The sequence below is a fragment of the Nocardia sp. NBC_01499 genome, assembly GCF_045040275.1.
Taxonomy (GTDB): Bacteria; Actinomycetota; Actinomycetes; order Mycobacteriales; family Mycobacteriaceae; genus Nocardia.
This window is the reverse complement of sequence record NZ_CP109426.1, coordinates 7,216,396-7,230,084: the sequence shown is the minus strand read 5'-3', so window position 1 is coordinate 7,230,084 and position 13,689 is coordinate 7,216,396. Positions and strand designations below refer to the sequence as shown.

The 13,689-nt window shown below is 66.2% G+C and carries 14 protein-coding genes; 4 read left to right on the top strand and 10 right to left on the bottom strand.

Features of this window, described 5'->3' with window-relative positions; translation table 11 throughout:
* Positions 1-197: 197 nt before the first annotated feature.
* The 4 genes from OG203_RS33145 to OG203_RS33130 all read right to left on the bottom strand — a co-directional run bounded on the left by OG203_RS33145 (position 198) and on the right by OG203_RS33130 (position 5,075).
* The gene (locus OG203_RS33145; protein ID WP_405161161.1) at positions 198-1,019 is read right to left on the bottom strand and encodes a phosphatase PAP2 family protein; all 822 of its coding nucleotides are present in this window, start codon (positions 1,017-1,019) and stop codon (positions 198-200) included.
* 232 nt (positions 1,020-1,251) lie between these two features.
* Positions 1,252-3,780, bottom strand: a complete 2,529-nt coding sequence (locus tag OG203_RS33140; protein WP_405168081.1) for an ABC transporter permease — start codon at positions 3,778-3,780, stop codon at positions 1,252-1,254.
* Positions 3,780-4,556, bottom strand: coding sequence for an ABC transporter ATP-binding protein (locus OG203_RS33135; RefSeq protein WP_405161160.1), 777 nt, complete (start codon positions 4,554-4,556; stop codon positions 3,780-3,782). The genes OG203_RS33140 and OG203_RS33135 overlap by 1 nt, the downstream gene beginning before the upstream one ends.
* Before the next feature lie 81 nt (positions 4,557-4,637).
* Positions 4,638-5,075, bottom strand: a complete 438-nt coding sequence (locus OG203_RS33130) for a MarR family winged helix-turn-helix transcriptional regulator (protein WP_405161159.1) — start codon at positions 5,073-5,075, stop codon at positions 4,638-4,640.
* Positions 5,076-5,126: 51 nt separating this feature from the next.
* On the opposite strand from OG203_RS33130, the gene OG203_RS33125 reads away from it, so the two are divergent.
* The 3 genes from OG203_RS33125 to fmdA all read left to right on the top strand — a co-directional run bounded on the left by OG203_RS33125 (position 5,127) and on the right by fmdA (position 7,863).
* Entirely contained in the window at positions 5,127-6,212 is a 1,086-nt protein-coding gene (locus OG203_RS33125; protein ID WP_405161158.1) for a substrate-binding domain-containing protein, read from the top strand.
* 159 nt (positions 6,213-6,371) lie between these two features.
* A complete protein-coding gene (locus tag OG203_RS33120; RefSeq protein WP_405168080.1) occupies positions 6,372-6,593 on the top strand; it encodes a zinc ribbon domain-containing protein in 222 nt (73 codons plus the stop codon).
* Between the two features lie 16 nt (positions 6,594-6,609).
* Positions 6,610-7,863: a formamidase gene (gene fmdA / locus OG203_RS33115; RefSeq protein WP_405161157.1), complete on the top strand. Its 1,254-nt coding sequence runs from the start codon at positions 6,610-6,612 to the stop codon at positions 7,861-7,863.
* A gap of 7 nt (positions 7,864-7,870) precedes the next feature.
* On the opposite strand, the gene OG203_RS33110 is transcribed toward fmdA, so the two are convergent.
* Positions 7,871-8,047, bottom strand: a complete 177-nt coding sequence (locus OG203_RS33110) for a hypothetical protein (protein WP_405161156.1) — start codon at positions 8,045-8,047, stop codon at positions 7,871-7,873.
* Between the two features lie 239 nt (positions 8,048-8,286).
* The gene (locus tag OG203_RS33105) at positions 8,287-8,670 is read right to left on the bottom strand and encodes a helix-turn-helix transcriptional regulator (protein WP_405161155.1); all 384 of its coding nucleotides are present in this window, start codon (positions 8,668-8,670) and stop codon (positions 8,287-8,289) included.
* A 96-nt stretch (positions 8,671-8,766) separates the two neighbouring features.
* Between OG203_RS33105 and cqsA the strand changes: the two genes are divergently transcribed.
* Positions 8,767-10,002, top strand: coding sequence for an alpha-hydroxyketone-type quorum-sensing autoinducer synthase (gene cqsA, locus OG203_RS33100; protein WP_405161154.1), 1,236 nt, complete (start codon positions 8,767-8,769; stop codon positions 10,000-10,002).
* 73 nt (positions 10,003-10,075) lie between these two features.
* Here cqsA and OG203_RS33095 read toward each other — a convergent pair whose 3' ends face one another.
* From OG203_RS33095 to OG203_RS33080, 4 genes are all read right to left on the bottom strand, one after another.
* Complete coding sequence (locus OG203_RS33095; RefSeq protein ID WP_405161153.1) at positions 10,076-10,318, bottom strand: hypothetical protein; 243 nt, start codon at positions 10,316-10,318, stop codon at positions 10,076-10,078.
* A 511-nt stretch (positions 10,319-10,829) separates the two neighbouring features.
* On the bottom strand, positions 10,830-11,039 hold the full coding sequence (locus tag OG203_RS33090; protein WP_405161152.1) for a hypothetical protein: 210 nt from the start codon (positions 11,037-11,039) through the stop codon (positions 10,830-10,832).
* A gap of 215 nt (positions 11,040-11,254) precedes the next feature.
* Positions 11,255-12,202 carry a hydroxymethylglutaryl-CoA lyase gene (locus OG203_RS33085; protein ID WP_405161151.1) on the bottom strand — a complete coding sequence of 316 codons (948 nt, stop codon included), beginning with the start codon at positions 12,200-12,202 and terminating at the stop codon, positions 11,255-11,257.
* A 151-nt stretch (positions 12,203-12,353) separates the two neighbouring features.
* Entirely contained in the window at positions 12,354-13,571 is a 1,218-nt protein-coding gene (locus OG203_RS33080) for a CaiB/BaiF CoA transferase family protein (RefSeq protein WP_405161150.1), read from the bottom strand.
* Positions 13,572-13,689 lie beyond the last annotated feature (118 nt).

The following is a 13,689-nucleotide window of genomic DNA, read 5'->3' as shown; positions in this document are numbered from 1 at the left end:
TACCGACTCACCCCGACAGGCTGGAGATGGCCGCGACCAGGCTGATCAACTGCGAGGCGATGCTGAGCAGGGTGGAGAGCGTGGTGAGGAATTCCATCGGGCTCCTATCTGAACGGGTTAACCGGACAGCTCAGGAGATCGTACGACAGAGCATGCGGGCGCGAGCCGGGTTCGACAGAGCGCCGCACGACAAGTTTTCAGCTGGTCATAAGGGGTTTCGCCGCCACAGGGCCCATGATGCCCCACGCGGTCGCCGAGGTCGGGACGAGCTTGGGGTGCAGCAGGGCGGCCACGGCCAGCAAACCGATCGCAACGTAGACGTCGAGCCAGTAGTGGTTACCGGTGCCGACGACGATCAAGGTGGTCAGGGTCGGGTGGGCCAGGGCAAGCCAGCGCCACCGTGTGCGGGTCGCCGCGACCACCGCGACGGCGAGCAGCAGCGCCCAGCCGACGTGCAGCGAGGGCATGGCGGCGAATTGGTTGGACAGGCCACCGGATTCGGCTGAGCCATAGACGGATTGGCCGTGCACGGCGGCCAGATCGACGAACCCGTGGTCCGGCAGCATGCGCGGCGGCGCGAGCGGGACCAGCACGTGCACCACCAGCGCGGCGGCGGTCAACGCGGCCATCAGGTTTCGGGTCCACCGATAATGTTCGGGACGAAACATCCACAGCCACAACAGGACCGCCACCGCGACGGTGAAATGCGCGGTGGCGTAATAGAAGTTGGCGGGTACCGCGAAGGAATCGTGCCGCACGAAGACCGACTGCAGCGCCGTCTCGTCGGGCAGCCAGAGCCGGTCCTCCAGGCCGAGCATGCGATGCGCGTTGCCGAACGCGCGCACCGTGTCGTCGGCGGTGACCATCCGGCCGACGCGATAGCCGAGATAGAGCACGGTGATCAGCGCGAGCTGCCCGATCGCCTCACCGCCGCGGCCGTGCACCGTCGCCCGCACCCGCTCGACGATGCCGCCCGGCGCCGCCTCGGCACCGGACCCGCCAAGACCAACAGCCACCATTGCCCGCGGCCTCCTTCCTCATCGCACCAGGCCGATCACGGCAATTAAGTGGAGTTACATCCTCCGTTTAACCTAGCATCGTCTTCCGGCCAACTTCATCGGGGTGCGACAAGACAGACAGGGCGCGCCCATGCCAGCCCCTGACCTGCTGCGGGCCAGTCGATTCCACAACAGAGCTGCGAAAACAGCACAGCGGGCCCTGGAAAACCAGGGCCCGCCGGACAGCGCTGCGCTACAGGTCGGCGATGGCCGCCAAGGGTGGGGTTCGGGCCGCACGGACCGCGGGCCAGAGGGCGGCCAGTACCCCGACCACCCCCGAGCTCACCAAGACCAGGACCAGTTGGGACCACGGGATGGCGATCTGATCGAGGCCGAGATCACGCAGGGTCCGCAGGAACCCCACGCCGAGACCCAGTCCGAGCAGCATGCCGATAATGGCGCCGAACACGGCGATGAGCATGGATTCCAGATAGATGGTTCGGCGCACTTGGGCGCGTTGCATGCCGACCGCGCGCAGCATGCCGATCTCGCGGCGCCGCTCCACCACGGACAGCGCGAGGGTGTTGACGATGCCGAGGATCGCGATCACCACCGCGAGCGCGAGCAGGCCGTAGAGGATGGCGAGCAGGGTATTGATCTGTTTACCTTGCGCGCCTTTGAATTCCTCCCGGTCCTGCACCTGGACCACCGGGAACGGTTCGACCGCCTTCTCCAGATCGCTGCGCATCTCGGTCAGGTTCGCGCCGGGCTTGGCGGTGACCAGTACGACGACATTGCTCTGGAAGTTGACCGGCACCACCTCCTTGTACACAACCGGCGACACCACAAGCGCGCCGAGCAGCGGCGTCTTGCGGTAGATGCCGGTGACGGTGAGCGGAACCTTCTTGCCGTCGAAGCTGACCGGCGAGACCTGCTGGCCGACCCGCCAGCCGCGCTTGTCGGCTTCGTCCTCGGATACCAGCATGTCCCGATCGCCGAGAGCCGCACCGCCACGCAGGATTTCGTAGTTGAGTGCCTGATCGAGGTTGCCGTCCGGCGACGTGCCGCCGATCTGGTCGTCGCCGATCTTGAAGCCGACACCGCGAATCCCGACCACATCGGCTACCCCGGGCACCGACTTGCGGACCGCGTCGGCGGCGCCGAACGGCACCCCGACGAACTGCTGTCCGGCCAGCACGTATTCCGACTTCACCCCCTTGTCGACCAGCACCCCGACACTCGCCTTCGCCGAGGCGCCGAGCATGCCGATCGCGGTGACCAGCATCAGCCCGAGGGTGAGCGCGAAAGCCGTTGCGGCCGTGCGGCGCGGGTTCCTGGCGGCATTGTTGCGCGCCATCCGCCCGATCGGCCCGAACGGGCGGGTCAGCATGCCGAGCCCGCCGACCACCGGCCGCGAAAGCGCCGGCGCGGCAAGCAGAACCGCGAGGATCAGCGCCAACGCTCCGGCACCGACGGTCAACGCCGCGTCGCCACCGGTGGATTGCGCCCCGACATAGACGAGCACCGCACCCGCCACCGCGAGCACCGCGCCGACCAGCGTGCGCACCCGCAAAGAGTCACCGGCGGAAGCGAATTCCTCGCGCATCGCCTCGACGGGCGGGATCTTCGCCGCCCGGCGGGCAGGCGCGTAGGCGCTGAGCACCGTCACGGCGAGGCCGACGAGCAACCCGACCACGATGGTGCGCGGCAAAACCGCCAACGACCCGGTGGGCAACCCGAGATCGAACGCGTTGAGCACCGCGGACAACCCGAACGCCAACCCGACGCCACCGGCCAATCCCAGTGCGCTGCCGACCAATCCGATGACGAACGCCTCCGCAACCACGGACCGGCCGACCTGTTGTCGGCTGGCCCCGACGGCTCGGAGCAACGCGAGTTCACGCAGCCGCTGCGCGACGATCATCGAGAAGGTGTTGTAGATGATGAACGTCCCGACGATCAGCGCGATCGCGCCGAACGCGAGCAGGAAGTAGTTGATGAAGTTGAGCGCGTTGGAGACTTCCTTCTTCAGGTCCGCGCGCACCTGATCGCCATTCTGCACCTTGTAGTTCGGCAGCGCCTTGGCGAGATTGTCGCGCAGTTGGTCGCCGGGTATGCCGGTGGCCGCGATGTCGACGTAGGCCACGTGCAAGCCGTCGGTGAACAGCTTGCGCGCCTGAGCGTCGTCGAACAGCACGCCGATGAAACCACCGGTGTCCGAAGGCACTTGGTAGATGCCGGTGAGCGTGACATCGATCGGATTGCCCTGCGATGGAATCATCACCTTGGTGTGATCGCCGACCTTGAGCCCGGCCCGTTCCGCGCCGCCGGTGTTGATCGCGATCTCACCCGTTTTCGTTGGCGGCACGCCCTGGACGAACTTGTTCGGCTCGGCGACAGCCTGTTCCGGCGGCAGGTACGACTGGCCGACGGTGGGCGCGCCACCGGTCTGGATCGCTTTCTTCCCATCCGGCGTCAGCAGGACCAGGACGCCGTTCACGCTCGGCGCGATCGTGCGCACCCCGGGATACTTCTGCAGTTGATCGACGATGTTGTTCGGAACACCTTGCGCCTGACGCTCTTTGGGACTTACTCGAACATCGACACCTTTCGCCTGCCCGGCGAAGATTCCGTCGAACGTGCGCTGCAGCGTGTCGGTGAACACGAACGAACCCGCGATGAACGCGGTGCCGAGCACCACCGACAACAACGTGAGCGCGAGACGCACCTTATGTGCGGATAGGTTGCGCAGCGCGACCTTCCGCATCGGACTACCGGCCATCACGCTTGCTCCAGCGCCTTCATCCGATCGAGGACAGTATCGGAGGTGGGATCACGCATTTCGTTGACGATCCGGCCGTCGGCGAGGAACACCACCCGGTCGGCGAACCCGGCGGCATGCGGCTCGTGTGTGACGATCACCACGGTCTGCCGGAACTCGTCCACCGCGGCCCGCAGGATCGACAGCACCTCCTCGGAGGCCTTCGAGTCGAGGTTGCCGGTCGGCTCGTCGCCGAAGATGATCTCCGGCTTGCCCGCGAGCGCCCGCGCGCAGGCCACCCGCTGCTGCTGCCCGCCGGACAACTCGCTCGGTCGATGGGTGAGCCGATCGTTGAGGCCGAGCCGCTCGAGCACGGTATCGAGCCAGGCCTGATCCGGCTTGCGCCCGGCGATGTCGAGCGGCAGCGTGATGTTCTCCAAGGCCGTCAGCGTCGGCACCAGGTTGAACGCCTGGAAGACGAACCCGATCCGGTCCCGCCGCAGCCGGGTCATCTGCTTGTCCGAGAGGCCGGCCAGGTCGGTGTCGCCGATCCGGACGGTGCCGGTGCTCGCGCTGTCCAGCCCGGCCAGGCAGTGCATCAAGGTCGACTTGCCGGAGCCGGAGGGCCCCATGATCGCCGTGAATTCCCCCTTCGCGAACTCGGCCGACACCCCGTCCAACGCCCGGACCTGGGTATCTCCGGACCCGTAGACCTTGACCAGGTCGATAGCGCGGGCCGCGATATCGGTCGGAACCGCCACGTCAGGGGTGTCGGCATCCAAAGCTTGCGAAGTCATGCACACCAGTCTTACCGCGTTCGCGCCCACGCGCCATCAGGGAATTCCCCGACTCGCCGAGTATCGATGCGCGGGCGCGGGTTACGTGGTAACGGGTTCGGCCTGCAGTCGGACGACCAACCCCGCGAGCGACTTGGCCAATCGACCATTACCCGCGGCGAGCACGTCAAGGCCGCTCGCGCCGACGGCGCTGTTCATCGACTGGTAGGCGAGCAGCCCGCGGCGGGTCGGGAACACCAGCACCCGGCGGCGATCGGTGTCGTCGACTTTGCGGTGCACCAGATTGTCGGCGATCATCCCGTCGATCAGCCGGGTCAGGTTTGCCCCGGTGAGCAGGGTCGCCTCCGCGAGGTGCGACATCGGGTGGCCGACGCCGTCCACCACCGCCGCGAGGGCGTGCCAGCGCGTGACGGAACCGTCGCCGAGGCTGGTCGCGATGGCCCGGTCGAGTTCCTGCGACGCCCTGCGCACAAGCCTGGCCAATTCCTCCAGCGCGGCGGGAGCGGTGCTATTGTCCACCCAAGTACTATATCCAACCCCGTATGGTTAATATTCAAATGGAAATATACGGTGGTGATTCCGTTGCCGCGCTACGGTTTTCGTCGCTCCACGGTTGATATCGCACTCGTGGTGCCAAGGAGTGGATCCGCGGGTTTGTTCGGGCCGTCCTGTGAGGCCTGCGCGTCACTGGCCGTCGCGGATATCAACGCCGCGGGCGGCATCCTCGATCGGCCGGTCCGGCTGCACCCCGTCGACGCGGGCGCGCCGCTGCCCGTCCTTGCCGCGACGATCGGCCGGATGGTCGACACCGGCATGGTCGACGGCGTCGTCGGATGGCATCTGTCCAACGCGCGCAAGGTGATCACGCCGCACACGGCGGGCCGGGTGCCCTACGTCTACACCACCTTCTACGAGGGCGGCGAGGACTCCGACGGCGTCTACATGGTCGGCGAGACACCGGAGCAGCAGCTGTTCCCCGCGCTGCGCTGGCTGCGCGCCGAGCACGGCATCCGCCGCTGGTTCGTTGTCGGCAACGACTATGTGTGGCCGCGGGAAACCGCGAGGGCCACCAGGGAATTCGTGTGCGACACCGATATCGAGATCGTCGGGGAGTCCTTCGTGCCGCTCGGCGGACGTGACTTCCGGCAGGCACTAGAGCTGATCCACCGCACACCGGCGCAGGGCGTACTGCTGTTCATGGTCGGCGCGGATTGCGCCGCGTTCAACCTCGCCTTCGCCGAGGCGGGCCTCGATGACGGCAGGCTGCGGCTGAGCATGATGATCGGCGAGGACGTGCTGTACGCGGGCGGCGCCGACAGCACCCGCGGATTGTTCACCGCCAGCGGCTATTTCGAGAGTGTCGTGTCACCGGCCGGGATGGATTTCGGCGCGCGCTATCTGCGCGAGTTCGGCCCGGCCGCGCCCGCGCTCAACAACATCGGCGAATCCTGCTACGAGGGACTGCTGCTGTTCGCCTCGCTGGCCGAGTCCGCGCGCAGCCTCGACCTGCGCGCCATCGAACGCAACGCGCCGAGGGTCAGCTACGGCGGCCCGCGTGGCGAGGTGCGGGTCCGCGGCGCGCACACGACCCAGCCGGTCTATCTGGCCGACGCCGACGCGCTCGAATTCAGCGTGCTCGCCGAACTCAACTCCTGAACTCGTAACACGAACTTCACCGTCCGGTTTCGCTGCGGCGATCTGCCGGGCTTTGTATCGTCGTCATACGAAACATATTCAAATGAAACTAATGAGGTCACCGTGCCCCTCTACAGGTTCCACTGCCGCGCCTGCGGCGGCTTCGATCTCGCCTTCGCGATGGCCGAGGTGCCCACCGCCGCGCCGTGCCCGGATTGCGCGTCGAGCAGCAAACGGCAGTTCGGTGTCGCGGCGCTGATCCGGCCGGGCTCGGCCGCCACCCGACTCATCGATGCGACCGAACGCACGGCGAGCGAGCCGTCGGTCGTCGCAGCGCCGCCGCGACGCCGGTCGCTGCCTGTGACGCGAAACCCATTGCACCGCAAGCTTCCCCGCCCCTGACACCGAAGGACATACGATGCCAGAGCTACTGTTCCCACTCGATTCCGGCAAGCGGTTCACCGAGCAGGCGTTCGTCGGCCACAACCGGTGGCATCCCGACATTCCCGCCGCGGTGACCGTCAAGCCCGGCGCCGAGTTCCGGGTGCATGTGCGCGAGTGGTTCGACGGCGCGATCCGCAACGACGACTCCGCCGAGGACGTGTTGAACGCGCCGCTCAGCACGGTGCACTGCCTGTCGGGTCCGTTCGCGATCGAGGGCGCGCAACCCGGCGACCTGCTCATCGTCGACATTCTGGACATCGGCCCCATCCCGCAGGAGGATTCGGGTCCGCTCGCCGGTCAGGGCTGGGGTTACACCGGCATCTTCGCCACCGACAACGGCGGCGGCTTCCTCACCGAACACTTCCCCGACGCGTACAAGGCGATCTGGGATTTCAGCGGGCAGACCACCACCTCGCGCCACATTCCCGGGGTGAAGTTCACCGGAATGACCCATCCGGGCCTGATGGGTACCGCGCCGTCGGCCGCGCTGCTTTCCCAGTGGAACGCCCGCGAGGGGGCGCTCATAGCGACCGACCCACATCGGGTGCCGCCGCTGGCGCTGCCGCCCGAACCGCGCGACGCCATCCTCGGCTCGCTCTCCGGTGCCGAGTTCGACCGGGTCGCCGCCGATGCCGCGCGCACCGCGCCGCCGCGCGAGAACGGCGGCAATCAGGACATCAAGAACTTCACCCGCGGCAGCCGGGTGTTCTATCCGGTGTTCGTCGACGGCGCCCACCTCTCCGTCGGCGATCTGCACTTCTCCCAGGGCGACGGCGAGATCACCTTCTGCGGCGCGATCGAGATGGGCGGATTCATCGACCTGCGGGTCGATCTCATCAAGAACGGCATGGAGCTCTACGGCGTCAGCGAGAACGCCATCTTCGTCCCGGGCAACTCCGGCCCCAATTACGCTGAGTACCTGGCCTTTTCGGGCACCTCGGTCACCCTCGACGGCGAACAGCGCTACCTCGACTCGCAGCTGTCCTTCGAACGCGCCTGCCTGCACGCCATCGACTACCTCACCAAGTTCGGCTACACCCCCGAACAGGCCTACCTCCTGCTCGGCGCCGCCCCCATCGAGGGCCGCTTCTCCGGCGTTGTAGACATCCCCAATTCCTGTGCCACCGTCTACATCCCCACCGCCATCTTCGACTTCCCCATCGTCCCAACAGCATCCGGCCCAACCCGCATCGACCCCGGCCCCGGCGCCCCCCGCGCCACCCGCTGAGGTTCAGCTACGAAAGTTCTTGGGCCCGTCGGCGAAGCATCGCTTCCAGCATGGCGGTGTGCTTGTCGGCGAATCCGATGGTGGATACTCGCTCGACGCCATCCGAGACCCCGGCGACGATCCGGTCGAGAGCCCGGTCCATTGCTCGCCGGGGCACCGAGAGTCGTTCGGCGGCTTGGATCATGACTGCCCGGGTGAGCTTCTGTCTTCATCCGGTACTTCTCCGCAGGATAGAGCCCGAGCACCTGACAGGCACACCACACTCCCGCGCCAGGTTCATGAAGAAGTTCTCGTTTTCGACCAGCTGCGGAAAACCGTCCCGGGGAGCAAGCTCGAGGATCGCCGACCCGGACGTGGTGCCGATGGGCACGCTGAATTCGAGGGCCGAGACTTTGGCCTGGACACCGGGTGAGGAGAATGCCATTAGCCGGCAACCCTTACACCTGAACGTGTCGTCAGTATGAGGTCACAGCCGAGGGCGGCGGCGATCTCCTGAACCAGCGACAACCGAACCGACGCCTGACCGGCCTCGAGCGCCTGCACGCTCGACCGCGAAACACCCGCAAGATCGGCAAGGTCAGCCTGCGTCAGGCGCAACTCATGTCTGCGTGCGATGAACGCATCCGCGACGCTGCCCGTCGAGGGGCGCTTAACACGACGAGGGACTGCCATCTCCCGATGTACCGCGCGTCGCAGATCTGACGCGACCGTCAGATGACTTTGATTGCTGCACCATTGCGGCTGCTCGCGTATAGCGAGGTTGCAATCCTGTTGGCGGCGAACGTCAGCGGACAAATTAGTGGTCATCCGTCAAGTTACTGAATATGGCCCTGGCCCGATGCCACGGTGGTTCAATCGATCTGCGTGTGCTCTGAAGTAGCTGTTGTTGGCGAAAGGAGTTCCATGGCCGCAACCGTCGCCGAACGGATTCGCCTGCGCGTCGACAGATTCCATTCGGACAGGCTTGCCGGGCAATGGGGTGGGCGGCACATGCTGCATGGCCGGGCGCCCAGATATGGTGACATCGTTGTCAGCGGTAACGATTACCTGGCGTTGACCGCCGATCCGCGGATCACCCATGCGATCAGGACGGCGCTGCGGTCTACCTATGTTGGCAGATTCGCGTCGGGTGCTTATCTGCCCGGAAATCATCCGCAGGTCGTGCTGGAACGGGCACTCGCCGAACATATGCGGGCGCCCGCCGGAATTCTGTGCCAATCCGGATGGGACGCGAAGGTCGGGCTGATGCAGTCGATCGCGGACCCCGCAACGCCGGTCTACATCGATCAATTCGCGCACATGTCGCTCTGGGACGGCGCGAAAGTGACCGGGGCGCCGATATATTCGTTCCGGCACAACTTTCCCGGGCACCTACGCGAGCAGATTCGGGCGCACGGGCCGGGGATCATCGCGGTGGACGCGATCTACGGCAGCAACGGAAGTCGCAGTCCGCTGACCCAGATCTGTGATGTCGCGGACGAAACCGACAGCGTGCTCGTCGTCGACGAATCGCACGCGCTCGGCACCGACGGGCCGGCCGGCGCGGGCATGGTCGCGGCACTGGGCCTGACCGAACGGGTGCCGTACCGAATCGCCAGTCTGGCCAAGGCATTTGGTGGCCGCGCCGGGTTCATCGGCGCGAACACCGTCGATTTCGTCGACTACTTCAAGCTGGAGTCGCATCCCGCGGTCTTCTCCTCGACGCTGCTGCCACACGACATCGCGGGCCTCGCCGCGACACTCGACGTGATCCGCCTCGACAACTGGCGGCGGCAGCGACTACGCGAGCTGTCGACCATGGTGCGCCGGGCGCTGACCACGCTCGAATTCGATCTGGAGGGTTCGGCGAGCCACATCGTCGCGCTGCAGGGCGGACCCGACGCGCGGGCCATGGCCATCCGAGACTTCTTGGAGGCGCGCGGCATCTTCGGCGCACTGTTGTGTCCGCCGGCCACCGCACGCGACCACACGCTGATCCGCTTCGGCCTGCACGCTGGCCTGTCCGAGCAGCACGTCGACCGAATCATCAGCGCCTGCAGCGAAATTCGCACGCACTTCGGCGCGACCCCGCCGGTGGAGCCGCTCTCCCGGCCCAAACACGCCCAACCGACCCACGCCACCTCGTCGAGTGGCACCTGAGGGCGGGAAACACCGGGGCGTGATACACGAGTGCTCTGCCCCGCCGTGGCGGGGCAGAGCACCGGTGGTGAAATTAGGCGGGCACGCCGGGGCAGCCCTTGACCGGGCTGGCGCACATCGCGCCGCTGCCCGAGCTCAGGATCTTGGCGAGGCCAGCGGTCAGCGCGGCCGAGCCGGTCAGCGGGGGTTCGGCGATCTGCTGGGTCTCGGAGACGACCTGGGTGTCGACGACCTCGGCCGACGCGAGGCCGGAGCCCCCGAGCACGATGGCGGTCGCGCCGACGAGCAGGACACCGAACATACGGAACTTCTTCAAAGACTTTCCCTTCAGAGAACAGCGGTGGGCACTCCCTCGGTGCCGACCCGATAGAGATATCACGGGGCAGGATCACCGCAGAACGATTCTTGGACATGCGTCCACCATTTGAGTAACTGGAGATTCACACCGCGAGCGGATGTCACCCAGCGGAAAGCAGGCCGGTCCTTGTCTCACAACCGGTTCAACACCGGCCTGTTCAGCGGATGTTTGACGCCATGTCATCCGACTTGCACAGTAGCGAACTTGTGGCAACTTTGAGATATAGCTCACAGATGGCACAATCTGGACGCACCGAGACCTGGTCAGCGTTGCAAGACACAATCGGTCCACCGAAACATGAGCGCGCGCAACCCGATCCCGCAACATTCGAGATGCAGGCTTCACTACGCAAGCTTCACCTCGAGGTTTGCCGGTCGGAGCCTCGCGGAGCAATAGATGTCTGAATGTTTACCCGCAGCCGGTCGAGGTGTGCGATGCCGATGGGTATCGCACACCTCGACGCATCAGACTACTTCGGGCAGCCCGCGCCACCCGGGCAGAACGGGCTGCTGCCGCTGCTCAGCAGCTTGGCGAGGCCGGTGACCAGAGCCGAGGAGCCGGTCGCGGAACCGGAACTCGGCGTAGTGGTACCTTCGTCGGCCATCGCCAGTCCAGACCCGGCCATCACGAGGGAGGCCGCGGTGACACACACGAAACCGAACGTACGGAACTTCTTCAAAGACTTTCCCTTTCAGAGCGTATTCGACACAGCCCTCGGTGCCGACCCGATAGAGGTAGCACGGCGCCGCGACCGCTGGAATACACCAATCATGGGGGCACGAGCCGAAATGTGTACGCGCACAACATGACAGGCCAAACAGCGCCCGGAGTATCCGAGATGAAAGAAAAAATCATTGCCGGATAACTACCGCATGATCGCTTTCTCGGAGCGCGTTATCGGCGGATGTCCGAGGGTTTACCAGCGGACGGTTGGCTGACCCATTCGAACGCATCGGCTTTCGAGCGCGCACCCTCGGCGGTACGGGAGCGATTGGGCTCACCCAGGTCCGCGAGTATGTCCTCGGACAGGTCGACCAGCGCCGCGAGAGTGGCCGGGGTGAACCAGGCGGGACGTGTCGCGAACAGAATGTCCTCGGTGGCGGTGTTACCACTGGCGCCGGGCGCGAACGGGCATCCGCCGAGGCCGCCGAGCGAACCGTCGACCATGGTCGCACCCGACTGGAGCGCGGCCAGGGTGTTGGCGACGCCCATCCCCCAGGTGTCGTGACCGTGGAAGACGATGCGACGCTGCGGAGTTCGGGTACGAACGGCGGAGATCAGCGCGGCGACCTGTGCGGGATGGGCCTGGCCGAGGGTGTCGGCGATCACGATATCGTCGGCGCCTGCGGTGCGCGGATCGTTGGCGATGGCCAGGATCCGTTCCGGATCGACCGGGCCATCGAACGGGCAGGTGAAGCTGGTAGCCAGGCACAACTGGATCGAACCACCGGCGGCCGCGGCGAGGCGGACCGCGTCGGGCATGGCGGCGACGCTGTCCTCGGTACTACGGCCGATATTGGCCTTGTTGTGCGCGTCGGAAACCGAGAAGCAGTACTGGAAATTGCGCACCCCCGCCGCGGCCGCCTTCTCGACGTGCCGCGGCGTCGCCACCCACACCCAACAGCGTTGCAGCTCTTCGGGACTCAACGCGGCGATGAGTTCCATGGTGTTCGCCATCGGCGGCACCAGGTCCGGCCGCGCCATCGAGCCGATCTCCAGTGCGGGCACGCCGAGCCCGAGCAGCCGCCGGACGATGTCGACCTTGCGCTCGACCGGCAGCATCTTTCCGGTGAGCTGCAAGCCATCTCGCAGGGTGACATCGCGCAGGACCGCCTCGGTCACCGCTCGTCTCGCTCCTGCCGCGGCGCACACATCACGCCGCCCCACGGCTTTTCGTGCACACCCGCCGGGTTCGGATGCACCGTCGGCCTGGTGAATCCCGGTGAACGGATATCGCGTGAACCGCGCCCTGGTGGACGCCTGCGGTCTTCCCTCATTTCGCCTCCAAGGCGTCGATCTCGCTGTCGCTCATGCCGAGTAGCCCGGACAACACCTCGTGCGTGTGTTCACCTAGGTCGGGGCCGATATTGCGGATGGGCAGGGACTGCTCGCCGATCACCGGGACGATGCCGGGAAAGCCGACCGTCTTCGGTTCCGCCGCACCGACATCCACCGAGAACGGCTGAATCATATTGCGCGCCTTGTACTGCTCGTCGGCGACGATATCGGCGGCGGTGTAGATGGGACCGCACGGGATGCCTGCGGCCTCGAGGATCTTCAGCGCGTCGGCGCGGGTGTGCTGAATGGTCCACTCGGTGATCGCCGTGTCGAGGCGGTCGTGCTGGCGCCAGCGGCCGGCGTTGTCGTGTAGTTTCGGGTCGGCTGCCAGGTCGGGACGGCCGATCACCTGCATGTAGCGCTGGAAGATGGCGTCGCCATTGCCGCCGATGATGATGCTGACCCCGTCGCTGCACGGGTAGGCGTTGCTGGGGGCGATGCCCTCGACAAGGCCGCCGACACGGCTGCGGTTGATGCCGTAGGCGAGGTAGTCGGGGACGAGGGATTCCATCACCGAGAGGATCGTTTCGTTGAGCGCGACGTCAATAATACGCTCGCGCAACGGAATCGGCGTGTCGTCCGGCTTGCGTTCGCGCTGGAACAGCGCCATCACGGTGCCGAAGGCGGCATAGACGCCCGCGATCGAATCACCGATGGAGACGCCGGTGCGCACCGGCGGCCGGTCTGGTTCGCCCATCAGCTCGCGCAGGCCGCCGACCGCCTCGGCGACGGCGGCGAAGCCGGGCCGCGACGCGTGTGGACCGGTCTGCCCGTAACCGGAGATTCTGGTGATCACCAGGTTGGGGTTCACCTCGTTGAGCACCTCGGGGCCGAGTCCCCATTTCTCCAGCATTCCTGGGCGGAAGTTCTCCAGCAGTACATCGCTCTTGCGGATCAGGTCCAGCACGATGGCGCGGCCCGCTTCGCTGTGCAGATCCAGCGTGATCGACTTCTTGTTGCGGTTGACGGTGCGGTAGAGCATGGAGGTGTCGCCGCCGTAGAGCCGCCAGTTGCGCAACTCGTCACCGGCCTTCGGCCGCTCCACCTTGATGACCTCGGCGCCGAAGTCGCCGAGGATGCGCCCCGCGGTCGGCGCGGCGATGTAATTGCCCAGCTCCAGGACGCGAACACCGTCCAACGGCCGAATACTCATCGCACTAGTGTCTCAGGGGCCCGAGCGGCGGCCTACGACGACACCTCGCTGCGACCGAACAAGATCATGCGCCCCGGCAGTGGCGCATGATCGATGCCCGTGGATTCGCCGACGTGGG

Bases quoted from the DNA above. Each gene is read 5' to 3' on its own strand.
- OG203_RS33120 (WP_405168080.1), top strand. From the start codon at position 6,372: ATGGCCGAGGTGCCCACCGCCGCGCCGTGCCCGGATTGCGCGTCGAGC.
- OG203_RS33105 (WP_405161155.1), bottom strand. From the start codon at position 8,670: ATGACCACTAATTTGTCCGCTGACGTTCGCCGCCAACAGGATTGCAAC.
- OG203_RS33140 (WP_405168081.1), bottom strand. From the start codon at position 3,780: ATGGCCGGTAGTCCGATGCGGAAGGTCGCGCTGCGCAACCTATCCGCA.
- cqsA (WP_405161154.1), top strand. From the start codon at position 8,767: ATGGCCGCAACCGTCGCCGAACGGATTCGCCTGCGCGTCGACAGATTC.
- OG203_RS33080 (WP_405161150.1), bottom strand. From the start codon at position 13,571: ATGAGTATTCGGCCGTTGGACGGTGTTCGCGTCCTGGAGCTGGGCAAT.
- fmdA (WP_405161157.1), top strand. From the start codon at position 6,610: ATGCCAGAGCTACTGTTCCCACTCGATTCCGGCAAGCGGTTCACCGAG.
- OG203_RS33110 (WP_405161156.1), bottom strand. From the start codon at position 8,047: ATGATCCAAGCCGCCGAACGACTCTCGGTGCCCCGGCGAGCAATGGAC.
- OG203_RS33135 (WP_405161160.1), bottom strand. From the start codon at position 4,556: ATGACTTCGCAAGCTTTGGATGCCGACACCCCTGACGTGGCGGTTCCG.
- OG203_RS33145 (WP_405161161.1), bottom strand. From the start codon at position 1,019: ATGGTGGCTGTTGGTCTTGGCGGGTCCGGTGCCGAGGCGGCGCCGGGC.